The sequence below is a fragment of the Streptomyces sp. NBC_01261 genome, from assembly GCF_036226385.1.
Taxonomy (GTDB): domain Bacteria; phylum Actinomycetota; class Actinomycetes; order Streptomycetales; family Streptomycetaceae; genus Streptomyces.
In genome coordinates this window covers 6,584,558-6,601,883 of the sequence record NZ_CP108463.1, presented here as the reverse complement: position 1 = coordinate 6,601,883, position 17,326 = coordinate 6,584,558, and the positions used below count along the sequence as shown (strand labels likewise).

The 17,326-nt window shown below is 68.9% G+C and carries 15 protein-coding genes; 5 read left to right on the top strand and 10 right to left on the bottom strand.

The window, feature by feature from the left end:
- Both galE and galT read right to left on the bottom strand, forming a co-directional pair.
- Window positions 1-966, bottom strand: coding sequence for a UDP-glucose 4-epimerase GalE (galE, locus tag OG226_RS29420; RefSeq protein ID WP_328682671.1), 966 nt, complete (start codon window positions 964-966; stop codon window positions 1-3).
- Window positions 966-2,024 carry a galactose-1-phosphate uridylyltransferase gene (gene galT, locus OG226_RS29415; RefSeq protein WP_328682669.1) on the bottom strand — a complete coding sequence of 353 codons (1,059 nt, stop codon included), beginning with the start codon at window positions 2,022-2,024 and terminating at the stop codon, window positions 966-968. Before galT ends, galE begins: the two co-directional genes overlap by 1 nt.
- Before the next feature lie 157 nt (window positions 2,025-2,181).
- On the opposite strand from galT, the gene OG226_RS29410 reads away from it, so the two are divergent.
- The 3 genes from OG226_RS29410 (at window position 2,182) to OG226_RS51640 (ending at window position 4,623) form a co-directional block, all read left to right on the top strand.
- The gene (locus tag OG226_RS29410; protein WP_328682667.1) at window positions 2,182-3,870 is read left to right on the top strand and encodes a sodium:solute symporter family protein; all 1,689 of its coding nucleotides are present in this window, start codon (window positions 2,182-2,184) and stop codon (window positions 3,868-3,870) included.
- A 21-nt stretch (window positions 3,871-3,891) separates the two neighbouring features.
- A complete protein-coding gene (locus OG226_RS29405) occupies window positions 3,892-4,230 on the top strand; it encodes a hypothetical protein (RefSeq protein ID WP_328682665.1) in 339 nt (112 codons plus the stop codon).
- 150 nt (window positions 4,231-4,380) lie between these two features.
- The gene (locus OG226_RS51640) at window positions 4,381-4,623 is read left to right on the top strand and encodes a hypothetical protein (RefSeq protein WP_443066918.1); all 243 of its coding nucleotides are present in this window, start codon (window positions 4,381-4,383) and stop codon (window positions 4,621-4,623) included.
- 387 nt (window positions 4,624-5,010) lie between these two features.
- On the opposite strand, the gene OG226_RS29395 is transcribed toward OG226_RS51640, so the two are convergent.
- Entirely contained in the window at window positions 5,011-6,228 is a 1,218-nt protein-coding gene (locus tag OG226_RS29395) for an IS110 family transposase (protein WP_329350530.1), read from the bottom strand.
- 549 nt (window positions 6,229-6,777) lie between these two features.
- Window positions 6,778-7,197, bottom strand: a complete 420-nt coding sequence (locus OG226_RS29390; protein WP_329350529.1) for an ATP-binding protein — start codon at window positions 7,195-7,197, stop codon at window positions 6,778-6,780.
- A gap of 227 nt (window positions 7,198-7,424) precedes the next feature.
- Here OG226_RS29390 and OG226_RS29385 point away from each other — a divergent pair, with 227 nt between their 5' ends.
- Both OG226_RS29385 and OG226_RS29380 read left to right on the top strand, forming a co-directional pair.
- Window positions 7,425-8,276: a helix-turn-helix domain-containing protein gene (locus OG226_RS29385; RefSeq protein ID WP_329350528.1), complete on the top strand. Its 852-nt coding sequence runs from the start codon at window positions 7,425-7,427 to the stop codon at window positions 8,274-8,276.
- The gene (locus OG226_RS29380) at window positions 8,273-8,488 is read left to right on the top strand and encodes a DUF397 domain-containing protein (RefSeq protein ID WP_329350527.1); all 216 of its coding nucleotides are present in this window, start codon (window positions 8,273-8,275) and stop codon (window positions 8,486-8,488) included. The genes OG226_RS29385 and OG226_RS29380 overlap by 4 nt, the downstream gene beginning before the upstream one ends.
- Before the next feature lie 214 nt (window positions 8,489-8,702).
- Here OG226_RS29380 and OG226_RS29375 read toward each other — a convergent pair whose 3' ends face one another.
- The 6 genes from OG226_RS29375 to rsmA form a co-directional block, all read right to left on the bottom strand.
- Complete coding sequence (locus tag OG226_RS29375) at window positions 8,703-9,395, bottom strand: helix-turn-helix transcriptional regulator (RefSeq protein ID WP_266857887.1); 693 nt, start codon at window positions 9,393-9,395, stop codon at window positions 8,703-8,705.
- Window positions 9,396-9,621: 226 nt separating this feature from the next.
- Window positions 9,622-11,460 carry an outer membrane protein assembly factor BamB family protein gene (locus tag OG226_RS29370; protein WP_329350526.1) on the bottom strand — a complete coding sequence of 613 codons (1,839 nt, stop codon included), beginning with the start codon at window positions 11,458-11,460 and terminating at the stop codon, window positions 9,622-9,624.
- Between the two features lie 46 nt (window positions 11,461-11,506).
- Window positions 11,507-13,231, bottom strand: a complete 1,725-nt coding sequence (locus OG226_RS29365) for an outer membrane protein assembly factor BamB family protein (RefSeq protein ID WP_329350525.1) — start codon at window positions 13,229-13,231, stop codon at window positions 11,507-11,509.
- Between the two features lie 200 nt (window positions 13,232-13,431).
- Window positions 13,432-15,234 (bottom strand): ABC-F family ATP-binding cassette domain-containing protein, encoded by a 1,803-nt coding sequence (locus tag OG226_RS29360; protein ID WP_329350524.1) that lies wholly within the window; start codon window positions 15,232-15,234, stop codon window positions 13,432-13,434.
- 220 nt (window positions 15,235-15,454) lie between these two features.
- The gene (locus tag OG226_RS29355; RefSeq protein ID WP_329350523.1) at window positions 15,455-16,363 is read right to left on the bottom strand and encodes a 4-(cytidine 5'-diphospho)-2-C-methyl-D-erythritol kinase; all 909 of its coding nucleotides are present in this window, start codon (window positions 16,361-16,363) and stop codon (window positions 15,455-15,457) included.
- Window positions 16,360-17,262 (bottom strand): 16S rRNA (adenine(1518)-N(6)/adenine(1519)-N(6))-dimethyltransferase RsmA, encoded by a 903-nt coding sequence (gene rsmA / locus OG226_RS29350; protein ID WP_328682645.1) that lies wholly within the window; start codon window positions 17,260-17,262, stop codon window positions 16,360-16,362. The genes OG226_RS29355 and rsmA overlap by 4 nt, the downstream gene beginning before the upstream one ends.
- Window positions 17,263-17,326: the final 64 nt, after the last annotated feature.

The window sequence follows — 17,326 nt, the reverse complement described above, 5'->3', positions numbered from 1 at the left end:
CTAGCCCTTCGATACGTTCTGTGCGAACGCCCACGCGTCCGCGACGATGCCCGCGAGATCCGCGCGGGACGGGTTCCAGCCGAGGCGCTCCTTGGCCCGGGCCGCCGAGGCCACCAGGGTCGCCGGGTCGCCGTCGCGGCGCGGGGCCACGACCTCGGGGATCGGGTGCCCGGTGACCTGACGGACCGTCTCGACGACCTGGCGGACGGAGAAGCCCTCGCCGTTGCCGAGGTTGCAGATCAGGTGCTCGCCGGGCGTCGCGGCCTTGAGCGCGAGCAGGTGCGCGTCCGCCAGGTCCGCCACATGGATGTAGTCACGGACGCAGGTGCCGTCCGGCGTCGGGTAGTCCTCGCCGAAGACGGAGATGGCGTCCCGCTTGCCCTGCGCGACCTGGAGGACGAGCGGGATCAGGTGCGACTCGGGGGCGTGCCGCTCACCGCAACTGCCGTACGCGCCCGCCACGTTGAAGTAGCGGAGGGAGACGGCGGCCAGGCCGTGGGCCTGCGCCTCGCTGGTGATCATGAAGTCGACCGACAGCTTCGACGCGCCGTAGGGGTTCGTCGGGGAGGTGCGGGCGGTCTCGACGATCGGGACCTCGTCCGGCTCGCCGTACGTGGCCGCCGTGGAGGAGAAGACGAGCTTGCGGACGCCGGCCTCGCGCATCGCGGCGAGGAGGGCCATCGAGCCGCCGACGTTGTTCTCCCAGTACTTCTCCGGCTTGACGACGGACTCGCCGACCTGGGAGAAGGCGGCGAAGTGGAGGACCGCTTCGTAGGAGGAGTCCAGCCACTTGGCGGCGTCGCGGATGTCGCCCTCGATGAAGGAAGCGCCCGCCGGGACCCCCTCGCGGAAACCCGTCGAGAGGTTGTCCAGGACGGTGACCTCGTGGCCCGCCTCCAGCAGGTGCTGGGCGACCACGCTGCCGACGTAACCCGCGCCGCCCGTGACCAGGTACTTACCGCTCATCAACTCGCTACCTCTCGCAGTCGCTGTGCCGCGAACTCCGGCGGCACGTCGTTGATGAACACGCTCATGCCGGACTCGGAACCCGCGAGGAACTTCAGCTTGCCGGACGTACGGCGAATGGTGAAAAGCTCAAGGTGGAGAGCGAAGTCGTCCCTGCTCACCCCGTCGAACTCCTCCAGCGTGCCGAACGGCGCCTGGTGCCAGGCGGAGATGTACGGCGTCGGAGGCTCGCCCTCACCGAAGATCCGGTCGAAGCGCCTCAAGAGTTCCAGATAGACCTTGGGGAACTCTGTGCGGGCCGCCTCGTCCAGCCCGAGCAGATCGGGCACCCGACGCTTGGGATACAGGTGGACCTCGTAGGGCCAGTGCGCCGCGTACGGCACGAAGGCCGCCCAGTGTTCACCCTCAAGGACGACCCGCTCACCGGCGAGTTCGCGCTCCAGGACCGAGTCGAAGAGGTTCTCCCCGCCGGTCGCCTCCTTGTGGGCCGCGAGTGAACGCAACATCAGCGCGGTGCGCGGGGTGGTGAAGGGGTAGGCGTAGATCTGGCCGTGGGGATGACCGAGCGTCACGCCGATCTCCTCGCCGCGGTTCTCGAAACAGAAAACCTGCTCGACGGAGGGAAGATGCGACAGCTCCGACGTCCGGTCCGTCCACGCGTCGAGGACGAGGGCCACCTGCTCCTCGGTCAGCGAGGCGAAGGACGCGTCGTGGTCGGAGGTGAAGCAGACCACCTCACAGCGCCCGGAGTCCCCGGCCAGCGAGGGGAAACGGTTCTCGAACACGACGACGTCGTACGACGAGTCCGGAATCTCGCTGAGCCGATCACCCGTGGTCGGGCAGAGCGGGCACTGGTCGACCGGCGGGTGGTAGATGCGGCCCTGGCGGTGCGAGGCGATCGCCACCGAGTCGCCGAGCAGCACGTCCCGCCGTACCTCCGAAGTGGTGACCGTGCGCTCCAGCGGGCGTCGGTCCACCGCGTCGCGCACGGTGTCGTCCCGCAGGTCGTAGTAGATGAGCTCACGACCGTCGGCCAACCGGGTCGAGGTCTTCTTCACGCCGGGCTCTCCATCCGTACGTACATCCACGCCGCATCCGGGCTTCACACAGAACTAAACACATCAAACCACCGATCCCCCCAGTCGTCACCATCAAAATCAAACAAAGAACACCAACCAAAGACATCAACCAGACATCAACCAAGGTGAGCGCTTGATGCGGACTCTGCAGACCCCCACCTCCCTCGCCGCCGAGCTCCGGCTCCCCACCAACGGGCTCGACTACACGATCCTGGCGATCTACTTCGTGGTCGTCCTCGGGATCGGTCTGGCCGCCCGCAGATCGGTGAGGACGAGCCTCGACTTCTTCCTCTCCGGGCGTTCGCTGCCCGCGTGGATCACCGGTCTCGCCTTCATCTCGGCCAACCTGGCCGCCACCGAGATCCTCGGCATGGCCGCCAACAGCGCGCAGTACGGCGCGTACACCGTCCACTGGTACTGGATCGGCGCCATCCCGGCCATGGTCTTCCTCGGCCTGGTGATGATGCCCTTCTACTACGGCTCGAAGGTGCGCTCGGTCCCGGAGTTCCTCCTCCTCCGCTTCGACAAGTGGGCACACCTCCTGAGTTCGATCCTGTTCGCCTTCGCCGCGATCCTGATCGCCGGTGTGAACCTGTACGCCCTCGCGATCGTCGTCGAGGCGCTGCTGGGCTGGCCGCAGTGGGTGGCGATCGTGGTCGCCGGCGCGTTCGTGCTCGCGTACATCACCCTCGGCGGGCTGTCGTCGGCGATCTACAACGAAGTGCTCCAGTTCTTCGTGATCCTCGCGGCCCTCATCCCCATCTCCTACCTCGGCCTGAAGAAGGTCGGCGGCTGGGACGGGCTGACCCACAAGCTGGACGCGGCCCACGGTCACAACTTCACGACCGCATGGGGCGGCACCGGCATCGGCAGCGCCAACCCGCTCGGCGCGAACTGGCTGACCATCGTGCTGGGCCTGGGCTTCGTGCTGTCCTTCGGCTACTGGACGACCAACTTCGCGGAGGTGCAGCGCGCCCTCTCCGCGAAGAACCTGTCCGCGGCCCAGCGCACCCCGCTCATCGCCGCGTACCCGAAGGTCTTCATCGTCTTCCTGGTGATGATCCCGGGCCTGGTCGCGGCTGCGCTCGTCCCGAAGATCGGCACCAGCGGCTCGGACCTCCAGTACAACGACGCGATCCCGTACCTGATGCAGGAGTTGCTGCCCAACGGCGTCCTCGGCATCGCGGTGACGGGCCTGCTGGCGGCGTTCATGGCAGGCATGGCGGCCAACGTGTCGTCCTTCAACACGGTGTTCACCAACGACATCTGGGCGAAGTACGTCGTGACGGACCGCGAGGACGAGTACTACGTCCGCTTCGGCCGCCTGATCACGGTGGTCGGCGTAGCGGCATCAGTAGGCACGGCCTTCCTGGCCTCGTCCTTCTCCAACATCATGAGCTACCTCCAAACACTCTTCTCCTTCTTCAACGTCCCGATGTTCGTCGTCTTCATCGTCGGCATGTTCTGGAAGAAGGCCACCCCGAAGTCCGGCTTCTGGGGCCTGCTCGCGGGCACGGTCACCGCGATGGTGAACTACTTCTGGATCTACAAGCAGGGGATCATCTCCATCCCCTCCGACCAGGGTGCCAACTTCGTCTCCGCGATCGCCGGGTTCGTCGCCGGTGCGGTGGTCATGTTCGCCGTCTCCCTGTTCACCCGGCCCAAGTCCGCGGAACAGCTCCAGGGCCTCGTCTACGGCACGACCAGCCCCGGCATGACCGAGGCGCCGGCCGCGGGCGACGACGCGTGGTACCGCCGGCCCGCGCTCCTCGGCTGGGGCGCGGTGATCCTGGCCGCCCTCTGCTACATCCCGTTCTCGTTCTAGTCGCGGGAGGATTGAGAAACCATGTCTGAGAACTCAGGACACTCCGAACACTCAGGGCACTCCGAGCACGACGTCCAGCGCGAGGTCAGCGAGCTGGAGGGCAAGTCCACGACTGCGTCCCGCCTGTTCGATCTACGGCTGATCATCGGGGGGTTGTTCGTCGTCTACGGCGTCATCGTCACGATCGCCGGGATCAGCCCGTCGCAGGCGACGCTGGACAAGGCGGAGGGCGTCAACATCAATCTCTGGACCGGGATCGCGATGCTGCTGCTCGGGATCTTTTTCTTGGCCTGGCTGAAGCTGCGACCGACACCTCCGGTGGAAGTGGCGGAGGTCGCGGAGAAGGAAGAGGGGGCTTAGGTCGGCTGCCGGGTGCGGTGGACTGTGGCTGGTCGCGCAGTTCCCCGCGCCCCTTGGGGGCCCAGGCTCGCCGAGTTGGCAAGTGGTCCTGCCTCGGTCGCGCCCCTTAAGGGGGTTGGTGCCGGCGGTGTTGGTCGCTAACGCACTGCGGTGACCAGCAGCGTGTCCGCGGTGCCTGGTCCTTCGGCGGTCGACGGCAGCACGTCAACGACTGTCTCGGTGAACCCGGCCTCGTCCAAGACCTTCACCCAGACCTGCCCCTGGAGCACCCACCGACGCATCGTGCACGTTTCCCCTTCCGGGGTGCAGGCGTGGTGCGAGGTGGCCGAACAGGTCGAGCGCCATCTCGTGCTGCGCCGGGGAGGCGCCGAGGTCTCCGACGACCAGCCCTGACAGTTCACCCAGTACTTCCGGGCCCGGGCCGCTGTCCTGGCTCCAGTTCCAGATCCAGTGGAAGGTGTCGGGGACCGCGCGGTCGTGCTCGGCGCGGGTGCGGCCGTAGTGGTGCCAGAGGTCTGAGGGGGTGGTCGTCACCCGGACAGTCTTGGCGAGCGGGGTCCGGCACCGGGCCGGTTCCGGAGATTCTCACCGCCTCGTGCGCCGGGCCCTGGCCGGAGTCGGCCGCTGTTGGCCAATCCCGTCAGCGGGTCGGGGCAACCCTGTCCACCTGAGAAAATGTGACACTCTTGCGGGAAGTGTCACATTTTCCTGGGGGGGGTGCCTCTATGTCCTTCGTCAAGGCGTCCCTGTGGGGTTTGGGGTGATTCGGTCTTGCTGGGGTCATGCGGCGAGCTCGACGTCCGCGGGCGTGCGGGATTCGTAGAAGGTGCCGTCTCGGAGCATGGCGAACAGGACGCTGATGCGTTGGCGGGCGAGGCGGAGGAGGGCCTGGGTGTGGGTTTTGCCGCGGGCTCGTTGCTTGTCGTAGTAGGTGCGTGAGGCGGGATCGGCGTTCATGCAGGCGAAAGCGGAGAGGAACATGGCGCGTTTGAGCTGGCGGTTTCCGCCTCGCGGGGCGTGTTCGCCGTGGACCGAGGTCCCCGACGACTTCGTGGTCGGGGCGAGTCCGGCGTAGGAGGCCAGGTGGGCGGCGCTCGGGAAGCTGGTGCCGTCGCCGACGGTGACCAGGAGGACGGCGGCGGTCCTGACGCCGACGCCGGGCATCGACGTCAGGACCGGGGAAAGAGGGTGGGCCTCCAGCAGGGCGTTGATCTGGGCTTCCAGGGCCCGGCGCTGTTCGTGGACAGCGGCGAGAGAGCGGGCCAGGGAGGGCACGACGATGTCGAGGGTGCCGGTCCCGGGGACCACGACGGTCTGCTCGTCCAAGGCCTGGAAGACGTCGTCGATCAGCCGCTGTGCCATGCGCGGGGCCTTGGGCCGGATGAGCTCGACGAGCCTGCGGCGGCCGGCTTTGCGCAGTGCGGCCGGGGAGCCGTAGCGCTCCAGCAGCCAGGTGACGGCCTGGTGGTCGAGGCGGGGGCCCAGGACGCGCTCCAGTGACGGGTGGAACTGGGTGAGCAGGCCGCGTATGCGGTTGGAGGTGCGGGTGGCCTCGGCCGCGAGGTCCTGGTCGAAGCCGACGAGGACCGTGAGTTCGGCGGTGATCTCGTCGGTGAGCTCCAGGGCGCGCAGGGTGTGCGGCATGGTCCGGGCCGCGTCCGCGATGACCGCGGCATCCTTCGCATCGGTCTTGGCCTCGCCCGGATACAGGTCGGCGATCCGCCGCATCGCGAGTCCGGGCAGGTAGGCGACTTTGCAGCCGGCGTCCCGGGCGACGGTGAGCGGGAGGGCTCCGATGGATGCGGCCTGGTCCACGATCACCAGGACCGTGCCGAACTTCGCGGCCAGTTTGTCGAACACGGCCCGCAGTTTCGGTTCGCTGTTGGGCAGTTGCTTGTCGAAGACCTTCTTGCCGGCCGGAGTCAGCCCGTGCCCGTGATGAAAGCTCTTGCCGACGTCCAGGCCGAGGAACACGCCCACGTCTTCGGTGTCGAACATCGCGCCCTTCCAAGGGAGTTGAACGTGCCGGCCTCGGCGTTGGTGTCGTACGCGCGCATCCACGTTATGCAGACCTGCCGCCCGCGAGCTGTCCGGCATTGCGCCGGACCGGGCGGTGGCCGGACCTCTCATCAGCGTCTCCGACGGCACCTCCCGGGCCCGGTGACACCACCCCCCAGGTCATGCCTTCGACAGGGGGCAACAGTCATACCGGGCCCGGAGGCCAGCGGCCCTCTTGCAGGACCGCGGAAAACATAACGGGGGTGGCCGGGCCGCACCGGATTCGTCAACAGCATCCGGAGTCGGCCAGGGCCCGACGGATCCGTCGGTCAGTGCGAGTCGTTGCCCTGCCGAGGTCCGGGACCGCCCCGCGAGTCCTGGCGCCGCCTTCCGGCTGCCGATCACGCTGGGTATCCCCTCCGCAAAACCCGCCGCGGCACGTATGCCGGGTGCCCGGGGGGGGCTATGGCTGATCGGGCCCCCGTGGCGGAGCCGCACATGTAACAGCCCCGCACTCCTGGGGAGTTGGCGCCTGCCGCGTCCTTGGCCCTAGGACACGCCCAGTTCGCACCACACGTACTTGCCGCGCTGCCCGTTCCTGGACAACGGCTGCCACCCCCAGGAGTCGGCGCAGGCCCGCACCAGCGCCAGCCCTCTCCCCGCCTCGGCGTCCAACAGCTCCCCCAACTGCCCCGGCGGTTCAGGGGGTTCGGGGTCCGCGTCCCACGCCCCGACCCGCAACACCCCCGCCGACCACCGCACACGGAGCATCACGGGTCCCTCGGTGTGCAGTACGGCGTTGGCCACCAGCTCCGTCGCGAGGAGTTCGGCGGTGTCCACGACCCGGATGAGACCGTGCGCGGTGAGGACCAGGCGCAGGGTGCGGCGACAGACGGTCACGGCACGGCGATCGTGCGGGACGGAGAGGGAGTACTCCCAGGGATCGGGCTCGGACTCGGTTTCGGGCATGCGTGAACTCCATTGGTGGCGTGGGGAGTTGATGCGGTTCACGGGCGGTGGCCTGTCACACCGTCATGGCAGGACGGTTTGGTGCGCTTCCGGGGGTCCGAAAATCCGCAGGGTATGCGTCGCACCACCGACAGTACGGTCACAATTTGGGACCACGCGAGCCGTTCCCGTAATCTGCCCCTCGAACGAGTTGCCCTCGCGGGGCACTCAGGTACGAGGAGGAAGTCGTGGCGCGCAGGAAAAAACCCACCGCACGCCAGGAACGTCTGGGCGCGGAACTGCGGAAACTCCGTGAGGCCGCAGGGCTCAAGGGGCGCGAAGCCGCCGCGCTGCTCGGGACGGACTCGGCTCAGATGAGTCAGATCGAGTTCGGCACGGCGGGCGTGAGCGAGGAGCGCCTACGGCGACTTGCCGCCCAGTACGCCTGCACGGATACCGAGTTGATCGAAGCGCTGGTGGCCATGGCGACCGATCGGACGCTCGGCTGGTGGGAGGAGTACCGGGGTCTGCTGCCCACACCGTTCCTGGATCTCGCCGAGTTGGACTACCACTCCACCTACCGACTCGACGTGGAGTTTCTGCACATCCCCGGGCTCTTTCAGACCGAGGACTACGCCCGCGCCGTCTTCTCGTACCGAGTCCCCGAACTCCCGGCCGACGACCTCGAACTGCGCGTACGCCATCGCATGGATCGCAAGGCGATCATCGAGGGCACCACTCCGATCCCGTACAAAGCGGTGATCCACGAGGCAGCGCTTCGCATCAAGGTCGGCGGTCGAACCTGCTCACGGGCTCAGCTCACCCGCGTTCTCGAATTCTCCGAAGCGGATCACATCACCGTGCGCGTCATCCCCTTCACCCTGGACGACTTCGCCGGCGCCACCAACGCCATGATGTACGCGGGAGGCGCCGTACCGAAGCTCGACACTGCGGTACGCGACGCACCCCACGGCGCGGCCTTCATCGACTCCGAAGCCCAACTCGGCGCCTTTCGAACGCTCTTCCGTAAAGTGGAGGCGGTGTCACTCGACCCGGAACAGTCGCGTGACCTCATCCATAGGCTGGCGAAGGAACTGTGAGGCGCACCGTGGCCATCCCCAACAACTGGCAGAAGTCGTCTTTCTCCGGCAGCGGCGACGGCAACAACTGCATCGAACTCGCCACCACCCCCACCGCCTTCCACCTCCGCGAAAGTGACGCCCCCACCACGCACCTCACCACCACCCCCACGGCCCTCGCCGCCCTCCTCCACGGCATACGGTCCGCCGGCCAAGCCGAAAGGGAGTGCTGAGCGGGACTGCCGTATCCACCATCATGGTTGTCCCGTTCGCACGCCGAGGGACTCCAGGAACGGCAGGTAGGGGTAGCGCCTGCGTGCACCGGGCGACCCGATGACAGCCCAGGCCCACTGCAGTGCGAGCAGCGCGGTCGCGGGGTCCCGTGTCGGTTCGCCCGTGCTCGCTCTTGGCCATGGCTTCCCACGTGACGCGGGGTTCCTCGCGCCCCTACAGATCCGGCCCCGCCGAATGGTTCACCGGCCCCGCCCGGTCCAACAACCCCGTCCGCGCCGCCAGTGCCGCCGCCTCCAGCCGCGACCCCACCCCCAGCTTCATCAGCACCCTCTGCACATGCGTGCGGGCCGTCGACGGAGCGATGCCCATGCCCGCGGCGATCAGGCGGGTGTCCTCGCCGTCTGCCACCCGGACCAGGACTTCCACCTCCCTCGGGGTCAGCATCTGCAAGAGCCGTTGGCCCTCGTCGTCCGGCTGGGCCGCTGGGTTCAACAGCTCGCTGAAGGCGCCCTGTAGCAGCTGCGGGGCTACCGCCGCCTCGCCCGCCCTCGCCTTCATGATCGCCCGCTCCACGCCCTCGATGCGCTCGTCGTGCCGGACATAGCCGGACGCGCCCGCGGCGAACGCCGCCGCTATGCCTCGGGGACTCGGTACCGGGCCCAGGACCAGGACCGCCACCTGTGGACGCTCACGCTTGATCTTCACCACCGGGTCGAAGATGCCCGGTTCGGCCGGTGTGGCCGTGCCGATCAGGCATACCTCGGGGGCGCGGGTGATCACCAGCTCGGCCGCGCCCGCCGCGGGTGCGGCGGCTGCCAGCACCCGGTGTCCCCGCAGCTTCAGTGCCGAGGCCAGTGCCTCGGCGAGCAACCGGTGGTCGTCGACCACCATCAGCCGCACTCCCATCGAGCAACCCCCCAGTCCCCCCAATGGATGCCCACTATGGATGCCCACCGGTCCCCAAGAACAGAGGGCCCCCAGCACCCCCGCTCTTCATGCCCCCGGAAGCTACACGCTTGTTCGACGTTGCGCTGCCCCTACTGGAGAGAAGTGCCCCAGATCGACGGACTTTTTCGCATTCCTGGCATTCGGGAGTGATGGGGGTGGTGGGGGTCCTGGGGGTCGTGGTGACTCAGCTTGTTGTGCCGAAGGCGATCGCCAAGTCCTTGTCGCCTGTTGACGATGTCGAGGCCTTGTCCGCGTAGACCGCCGACATGTAGAGGTGGCCCTCCCCGTAGAGGATCTCCGCGTAGTCCGGGAGGAAGGTCGTCTCCGTGCTCCGTACCGTCTCCGTGCTCGGGTTCTCCAGCAGCTTGGTCTCCTTGAAGGAGGAGCCGTCGATGCTGACGATCTGGCCGCCCTTGTCGTACGGCGGGGACTTGTAGGCGATGACGTTGGTGCCGTCCATGCGCAGCGGGACGACGGTGTAGCCGTCGCCCGCGTCGGCGCGCTGGCCGGTCTGCTTGCCGGTGGCCAGGTCGAAGGCGACGATCTCGTTGGTCCGGCTGTAGGAGTCGCCGGAACCGTCGTGTTCTTCGGTGGGCACGTACAACCGGTCGTTCCCTACGGCCAGTTCGGTGCAGTACTCGACGCGCGTGATGCCGTCGCAGCGGGCCGCGTACTGCTTGCCCGGCGCCGAGATGTGCGAGCGCAGGGCGCCCGTCCTGTTGTCGATGGAGAAGAAGTCCGAGATGCCGCTGCCGTCGCCCGCGCTGTCGCCGACGTCGGCCGCGACGACCAGCGGGTCGGTCGACACGATGCTCGCGTACTCGATGCCCTGGGCCAGTTTGTAGTCCGAGACCACCTTCCCGGAGACCGGGTCGATGGTCTGGATGTGGAGGGTGGGCGAGTCGTACGTGCCGCACCTGCGCACCGCGACCAGCTTGGCGCCGCCGCCGTAGCCGGCGTCGTAGCAGTCGGCGGTCTTCGGGCTCCACAGGACCTTGCCGGTGGAGATGTCGAAGGCGGCGCCGCCGTCGGTGCTGCCCACGGCGACCGTGTTCGCGCTGACGGTGACGTTCTCGAAACTGATCGGCTGGTCACCGGAGTTGGCGGTCTTCGTCCACAGCTTGGTGCCCGCGTTCAGGTCGATCGCGGCGATCTGGCTGCAGCCGTGCGAGGGCTTGTCCTTGGTCGGCATGGCGGGCTCGTAGAGGATGGCTGTCCTGCCGTCCGTCGTTGTGTGCTTCGTCGCCTGGCAGACCGGGCCGGGGAGCTTGATCGTCCACTGCTTCGCGCCCGTGTCGCGGTTGTAGCCGACCACCTCGGCGCTGCCGGTCTTGGCGTACACCTTGTCGGTGAGCCAGGAGCCGGAGGTCACCATGGTGTCGGCGACCTTGGGCATCGGGACCTGGAAGAGGACCTTGGAGGCGGTGTCGGCGGGCACCTTCTCCTTGCCGCCCGACGTCGTGCCGCCGGTGCCGCCCTTGCCGTTCGTGCCGCCCGTGGAGCCGCCGGCGGTCGCGGTCTTCTTCGTGTCGTCGTCCTTCTTGCCGGACGAGGACGCGTACCAGATCCCGCCGCCGACGATCAGCGCGATCGCCACGACCGCGGCGGTGATGATCACCGCGGGCGCCCCGAACTTCCGCCCGCCGCCGCCCGGTTGGCCCGGCTGCGGGTGCAGCGGCATGGTCGGCTGCCCCGGGTAGCCGTAACCCGGCTGCTGGCCATAGGGGTTGGGCTGCTGACCGTACGGCTGCTGCGGTTGCTGCTGCGGCTGGGCGTACGGGTTCGGCTGCTGGCCCGGGTAGCCGTAGCCGGGCGGCGGGGCCTGCGGGGGGCCCTGGGGCGGCTGCGGGCCCTGGGGCTGCTGGGGTGCCTGGGGGTAGCCGTAGACCGGCTGTTGGGGCGGAGGCGCCTGCGGGTGGCCGTAGCCCGGCGGGGTCTGCGGCTGCTGCGGGGGCTGGTCCTGGGGTGGGCCGAAGCCACCCGACGGGGGCTGGTTCGGCGGGGGCGGTGGGGGCTGGGTCATGACGAGTACCTCGGGGAGGACGGCGGGGCGGGAAGAAGTCGGGGTCTCACTTGCCGTACGCGAGCATCAACTTCTCCTTCGTGTCGTCATTGCCGTTCAGCCGGGTCGACGAGATGTAGAAGCGCCCGTCGACGTAGTCGATGTCCCGGGAGAAGAAGCTGGACTCGATCTGCGCGGTGCCGGCGGGCATCTGCAGCAGCTTCGTCGTCGCGTGGGAGGAGCCGGTCGTGGGGACGGACACGATCTGGCCGCCCGCGTCGTAGGAGGCGTCGACGTAGGCGAGGAGCTTGCCGCCCTCGACCTTGACCGGGAGCATCGACTCGTCCGCGGGCGACTTGACGCGCCACTTCTCCTTGCCGGTGGCCAGGTCGATCGCGACGATCTGGTTGGCGCCGGTCGTCGCGTCCGTCGGGAGGTACAGGGTGCTCGCGTCGACCGCTACGCCCTGGCAGCTCTGGAGGTCGTTGTCGATGAACGACGAACCGCAGGAGGGCGCGAACGCGGCCTTGGAGTCGACCTGCGAGCGGACCGAACCGTCGCTCTTCAGCGTCGAGATGTTCCAGTGCTTGTGGTCGGAGTCGGTCATGTAGAGGACGACCGGGTCCACGGAGTAGGCGTGGTCCACCGTCCAGCCCTTGGGGATCGACTTGGTCCACCTGGCCTTGCCGGTGGCCGGGTCCAGCTCCTGCACCTCGTCGTGCTCGGTGGAGGAGCCCGCTCCGCAGGACGCGACCGAGATCAGCTTCGCGCCGCCCGCGAACGCTCCCGGGAAACAGGCGGCGCCGTACTTCTTCTTCTCGAAGAGCTTCTTGCCGGTGTCGATGTCGTAGGCGATCCCGGACTCCGAGCGGCCCACCATGAGCGTCTTGCCGGTGACCGACAGCCCGATGCTGAGCGCGCTGTCGAAGAGGCCGCCGTCCGGGACGACCGCCGTCCAGCCCTTCGCCCCGGTGCTCAGGTCGAGCTGCTGGAGCTGGTTGCACTTGGCGTTGTCGCTGACACCGCTCTCGTACGCCACGACGATCTTGCCGTCGTCCGACTTCGCCGGGGTGACCGCGCAGATCTTCTGCGGGAAGGTGACCGTGGGCCAGGTCGGGTTGCCGTTGCCGACGTTGTACGCGACGAGTTCCTTGTACGCCGCCTTCACCGCCGTCTTGCCGGTGATCCACATACCGGGGGCGTCGGCGCCGGAACCGGGCGCGTCCGGCGCCTCCTTGTACCAGAGCACCTTCGCCTCGCCGGACTTACGGCCCTCGTTGAGGTTCTCGGGGTCGGAACGGCCGTCGCCGCTGCCGTCGCCGGGGTTGGCGGGGTCGTCGGCGGCGCCGCTGCCGGAGGGCCGAGGACTGTCGCTCTTCTCCGCCACCGGCTTCTTGTCGTCACCGCCGCCCGTGACCGCCCACACCGTGCCGCCCACCACCAACAGCCCCGCCACCGCTGCCGCGATCACCAGCGCGGGCCGCCCCTTGAAGGGGTTGCGGGAGCCACCGCCGGGGGGCGGCGGGGTGAACTGGGGCGGGGGCGGCGGGTATCCGTACCCGCCGTAGGGCGGCTGCTGACCGTACGGCCCCGGCTGCTGCGGCTGGCCATAAGGTCCGGGTTGCTGCGGATAGCCGTAGGGGCCGGGCTGTTGCGGTTGCTGCTGTTGCGGATAGCCGTAGCCGGGCTGCGGCGGAACCGGGGCCCCGAAGCCGCCCGAAGGTGGCTGTGGCGGTTGGTTCGGCGGCGCTCCGTAACCACCGGACGGCGGCTGTTCGGGCGGCTGAGTCATCAGCGGCTCCCCCTCGTTCACTGATTTTTAGCCACGCCCTGAGGTTCGCGAAGGACCCAGAGTCGTATTCAACAGTGCTCAGACAGTTCTCAGACGGCCCTTTCTATCACTGAGCTGTCCATGAGGAACGGGCCGGTTCACCCCTGTTCCCAAGGGAGGACCGGCCCGTGACGTCGCCGTTATGCGCCTTCACTCACCCTTCACGCGTCCTCGGCGAGTTCCAGCCACCGCATCTCCAGCTCGTCGCGCTCGCCGCTCAAGTCCCGCAGTTTCGCGTCCAGTTCGGCCACCTTCGCGAAGTCCGTGGCGTTGTCGGCGATCTGGGTGTGCAGCTTGGCCTCCTTCTCGGAGACCTTGTCCAACTGCCGCTCGATCTTCTGGAGTTCCTTCTTCGCGGCCCGCTGGTCGGCGGCGCTCACGGCGGGTGCGGACTTCTCCACGACGGGGACGGCAGCGGCGGCCACTTCCTCCATACGGTGGCGCCGCTCCAGGTACTCGTCGATGCCGCGCGGCAGCATCCGCAGGGTAGCGTCGCCGAGGAGGGCGTACACCTTGTCGGTGGTGCGCTCGACGAAGAACCGGTCGTGCGAGATCACGATCATCGACCCCGGCCAGCCGTCGAGGACGTCCTCCAGCTGGGTCAGGGTCTCGATGTCGAGGTCGTTCGTGGGCTCGTCGAGGAAGAGGACGTTGGGCTCGTCCATGAGGAGACGGAGGAGTTGCAGCCTGCGCCGCTCACCACCGGACAGATCCCCGACCGGCGTCCACTGCTTCTCCTTGTTGAAGCCGAACGTCTCGCACAGCTGCCCGGCGGTCATCTCCCGCCCCTTGCCGAGATCGACGCGCTCGCGCACCTGCTGCACGGCCTCCAACACCCGCAGCGTGGGCTTGAGTTCGGCCACCTCCTGGGAGAGGTAGGCGAGCTTCACCGTCTTTCCCACGACGACCTTGCCGGCCGCGGGCTGGGTGTCGCCGTCGCTGCGGGCGGCCTCGGCCATGGCGCGCAGCAGGGAGGTCTTGCCGGCGCCGTTGACGCCGACGAGGCCGACGCGGTCGCCGGGGCCGAGGTGCCAGGTGATGTGCTTCAGCAGGACTTTGGGCCCGGCCTGGACGGTCACGTCCTCCAGATCGAAGACCGTACGGCCCAGGCGCGAGGAGGCGAACTTCATCAGCTCGCTGGTGTCGCGCGGCGGCGGTACGTCCGCGATCAGTTCGTTGGCGGCCTCGACGCGGAAGCGCGGCTTGGACGTACGGGCCGGGGCCCCTCGGCGCAGCCAGGCCAGCTCCTTGCGGACCAGGTTCTGCCGCTTGGTCTCCTCGGTGGCGGCGATGCGCTCGCGCTCGGCGCGGGCGAAGACGTAGTCGGTGTAGCCGCCCTCGTACTCGAAGACGTCGCCCTTCTGCACGTCCCACATCTGCGTGCAGACCTGGTCCAGGAACCAGCGGTCGTGGGTCACGCAGACGAGCGCGGAACGGCGTTCGCGCAGGTGCTGGGCGAGCCAGGCGATGCCCTCGACGTCGAGGTGGTTCGTGGGCTCGTCGAGGACGACCAGGTCCTGGTCCTCGATGAGCAGCTTGGCGAGCGCGATACGGCGGCGCTCGCCGCCGGAGAGCGGGCCGATGACGGTGTCGAGTCCCTGCGGGAAGCCAGGCATGTCGAGCCCGCCGAAGAGTCCCGTCAGCACGTCGCGGATCTTGGCGTTGCCCGCCCACTCGTGGTCGGCCATGTCCCGGATGACCTCGTGGCGGACGGTCGCCTCCGGGTCGAGGGAGTCGTGCTGCGTGAGGACACCGAGGCGGAGTCCGCCGGAGTGGGTGACGCGTCCGGTGTCGGACTCCTCCAGCTTGGCGAGCATCCGGATCAGGGTGGTTTTGCCGTCTCCGTTGCGGCCCACGACCCCGATCCGGTCCCCTTCGGAGACACCGAGCGAGACGCCGTCGAGCAGGGCACGGGTGCCGTACACCTTGCTGACGTTCTCGACATTGACCAGGTTGACGGCCATTTCTCTCCTGACAGGGGGGACGGTCAGCCTCCCAGAGTAATGCGCGACGGAAGGCTGCCGATCCGGGCAGGTCAGGCGCGGTGTCGTCGCCACGAAGTGCCGCCTTTCGGCTACGGCTCCGTTGTGGCTGGTCGCGCCGTTGGCGGGGAGATGGTGGCGGGGAGGGCGGGTCGAACTGGACGGGGGGCGGGGCGGGGGTCGGTCGAACTGAAGACTCCGGTCAGGCCGAAGGCACGTCGAGGACGGTCGCTCCCGGCGCCGGGCCCGTCGTCGTGCGGACTGTCCGGCAGGTGCCGGAGGCTGTCAGCGCCTCCGCGACCTTCGCCGCCGAACCGGGGTCGCGGACGAGGAACGCCGTCGTGGGACCCGAGCCGGAGACGAGTGCGGCGAGGGCGCCCGCGGTGCGGCCCGCGGCGAGGGTGTCGGCCAGTTCCGGGAAGAGCGAAAGGGCGGCGGGCTGAAGGTCGTTGGAGACCGCGGCGGCGAGCGCGTCCGGATCGCCCTTCGCGAGCGCGTCGAGGAGTGGCTGGGAGGCGACCGGCTCGGGGATGTCGGTGCCCGCGCCCAGGCGGTCGAACTCCCGGAAGACAGCAGGGGTGGACAGCCCGCGCCCGGCCATCGCGAACACCCAGTGGAAGGTGCCGCCGGTCTCCAGGACGGTCAGCTTCTCGCCCCGCCCGATGCCGAGCGCCGCCCCGCCCACCAGACTGAACGGCACATCGCTGCCCAACTCCGCGCAGATGTCGAGCAGTTCGGTCCGCGAGGCACCGATGCCCCACAACGCGTCGCACGCCACCAGCGCGCCCGCGCCATCCGCGCTGCCGCCCGCCATGCCCCCGGCGACGGGGATGTCCTTGGCGATGTGGATGTGCACGGCGGGGTCGTGCCCGTACCGCTCGGCGAGTGCTACGGCCGCCCGAGCCGCCAAGTTCGTACCGTCCAGGGGGACTTGGGCCGCGTCCGGGCCCGCGCAGGTCACCCGGAGTTCGTCGGCGGGGGTCACGGTGACCTCGTCGTGGAGGCCGACCGCGAGAAACACGTTGGCCAGGTCATGGAACCCGTCGGCCCGCGCGGCACCCACCGCGAGCTGGACGTTGACCTTGGCGGGGACGCGGACGGTGACGCTCACTGCTGACCCTGCTCCTTCGGGGGTTCGGGGGTCGTCCCCCGGGATGACGCGGCCTCCGCGATGCGCGTGAACTCCTCGACCGTGAGCGACTCGCCCCGCGCCTGCGGCGAGACCCCGGCGGCCACCAGTGCCACCTCCGCCGCTGCCGCCGACCCCGCCCAGCCCGCGAGTGCCGCCCGGAGGGTCTTGCGGCGTTGGGCGAAGGCCGCGTCGACCACGGCGAAGACCTCGCGCCTCGTAGCTGTCGTCTTCAGGGGCTCCGGCCTGCGGGTCAGCGCCACCAGGCCGCTGTCCACGTTCGGGGCGGGCCAGAAGACCGTGCGGCCGATGGAGCCGGCGCGTTTGACCTCGGCGTACCAGTTCGCCTTGACGGACGGGACGCCGTACACCTTGGAACCGGGCGGTGCGGCCAGCCGGTCGGCGACCTCTGCCTGGACCATCACCAGAGTGCGTTCGATGGTCGGGAAGTGCTCCAGCATGTGCAGGAGGACCGGTACGGCCACGTTGTACGGGAGGTTGGCCACCAGCGCGGTCGGGGGCGGGCCCGGCAACTCCGTCACCTGCATCGCGTCCGAGTGCACCAGCGCGAAGCGGTCGGCCCGGTCGGGCATGCGGGCCGCGATCGTCGCCGGGAGCGCGCTCGCGAGGGTGTCGTCGATCTCCACGGCGGTGACCCTGTCGGCGACCTCCAGGAGCGCCAGCGTGAGTGAGCCCAGCCCGGGGCCTACCTCCACCACCACGTCGTCGGGGCGGACGTCCGCGGTGCGGACGATGCGGCGGACCGTGTTCGCGTCGATCACGAAGTTCTGGCCGCGCTGTTTTGTGGGGCGGACGTTTAGGGCTGCCGCCAGTTCGCGGATTTCGGCGGGGCCCAGTAGGGCGTCGGGGTTGCTGCTCACGTCCCTAGGTTACGGGGCGGGGCCGCTGCGCTGGGCTTGGCCGTCATTCGGCTGCGGGGCCGCT

What these genes read in the sequence shown, in the direction of transcription:
- galE (WP_328682671.1), bottom strand. Translation starts at nt 966, where the DNA reads ATGAGCGGTAAGTACCTGGTCACGGGCGGCGCGGGTTACGTCGGCAGC.
- OG226_RS29410 (WP_328682667.1), top strand. Translation starts at nt 2,182, where the DNA reads ATGCGGACTCTGCAGACCCCCACCTCCCTCGCCGCCGAGCTCCGGCTC.
- OG226_RS29405 (WP_328682665.1), top strand. Translation starts at nt 3,892, where the DNA reads ATGTCTGAGAACTCAGGACACTCCGAACACTCAGGGCACTCCGAGCAC.
- OG226_RS29395 (WP_329350530.1), bottom strand. Translation starts at nt 6,228, where the DNA reads ATGTTCGACACCGAAGACGTGGGCGTGTTCCTCGGCCTGGACGTCGGC.
- OG226_RS29390 (WP_329350529.1), bottom strand. Translation starts at nt 7,197, where the DNA reads ATGCCCGAAACCGAGTCCGAGCCCGATCCCTGGGAGTACTCCCTCTCC.
- OG226_RS29375 (WP_266857887.1), bottom strand. Translation starts at nt 9,395, where the DNA reads ATGGGAGTGCGGCTGATGGTGGTCGACGACCACCGGTTGCTCGCCGAG.
- OG226_RS29370 (WP_329350526.1), bottom strand. Translation starts at nt 11,460, where the DNA reads ATGACCCAGCCCCCACCGCCCCCGCCGAACCAGCCCCCGTCGGGTGGC.
- OG226_RS29365 (WP_329350525.1), bottom strand. Translation starts at nt 13,231, where the DNA reads ATGACTCAGCCGCCCGAACAGCCGCCGTCCGGTGGTTACGGAGCGCCG.
- OG226_RS29360 (WP_329350524.1), bottom strand. Translation starts at nt 15,234, where the DNA reads ATGGCCGTCAACCTGGTCAATGTCGAGAACGTCAGCAAGGTGTACGGC.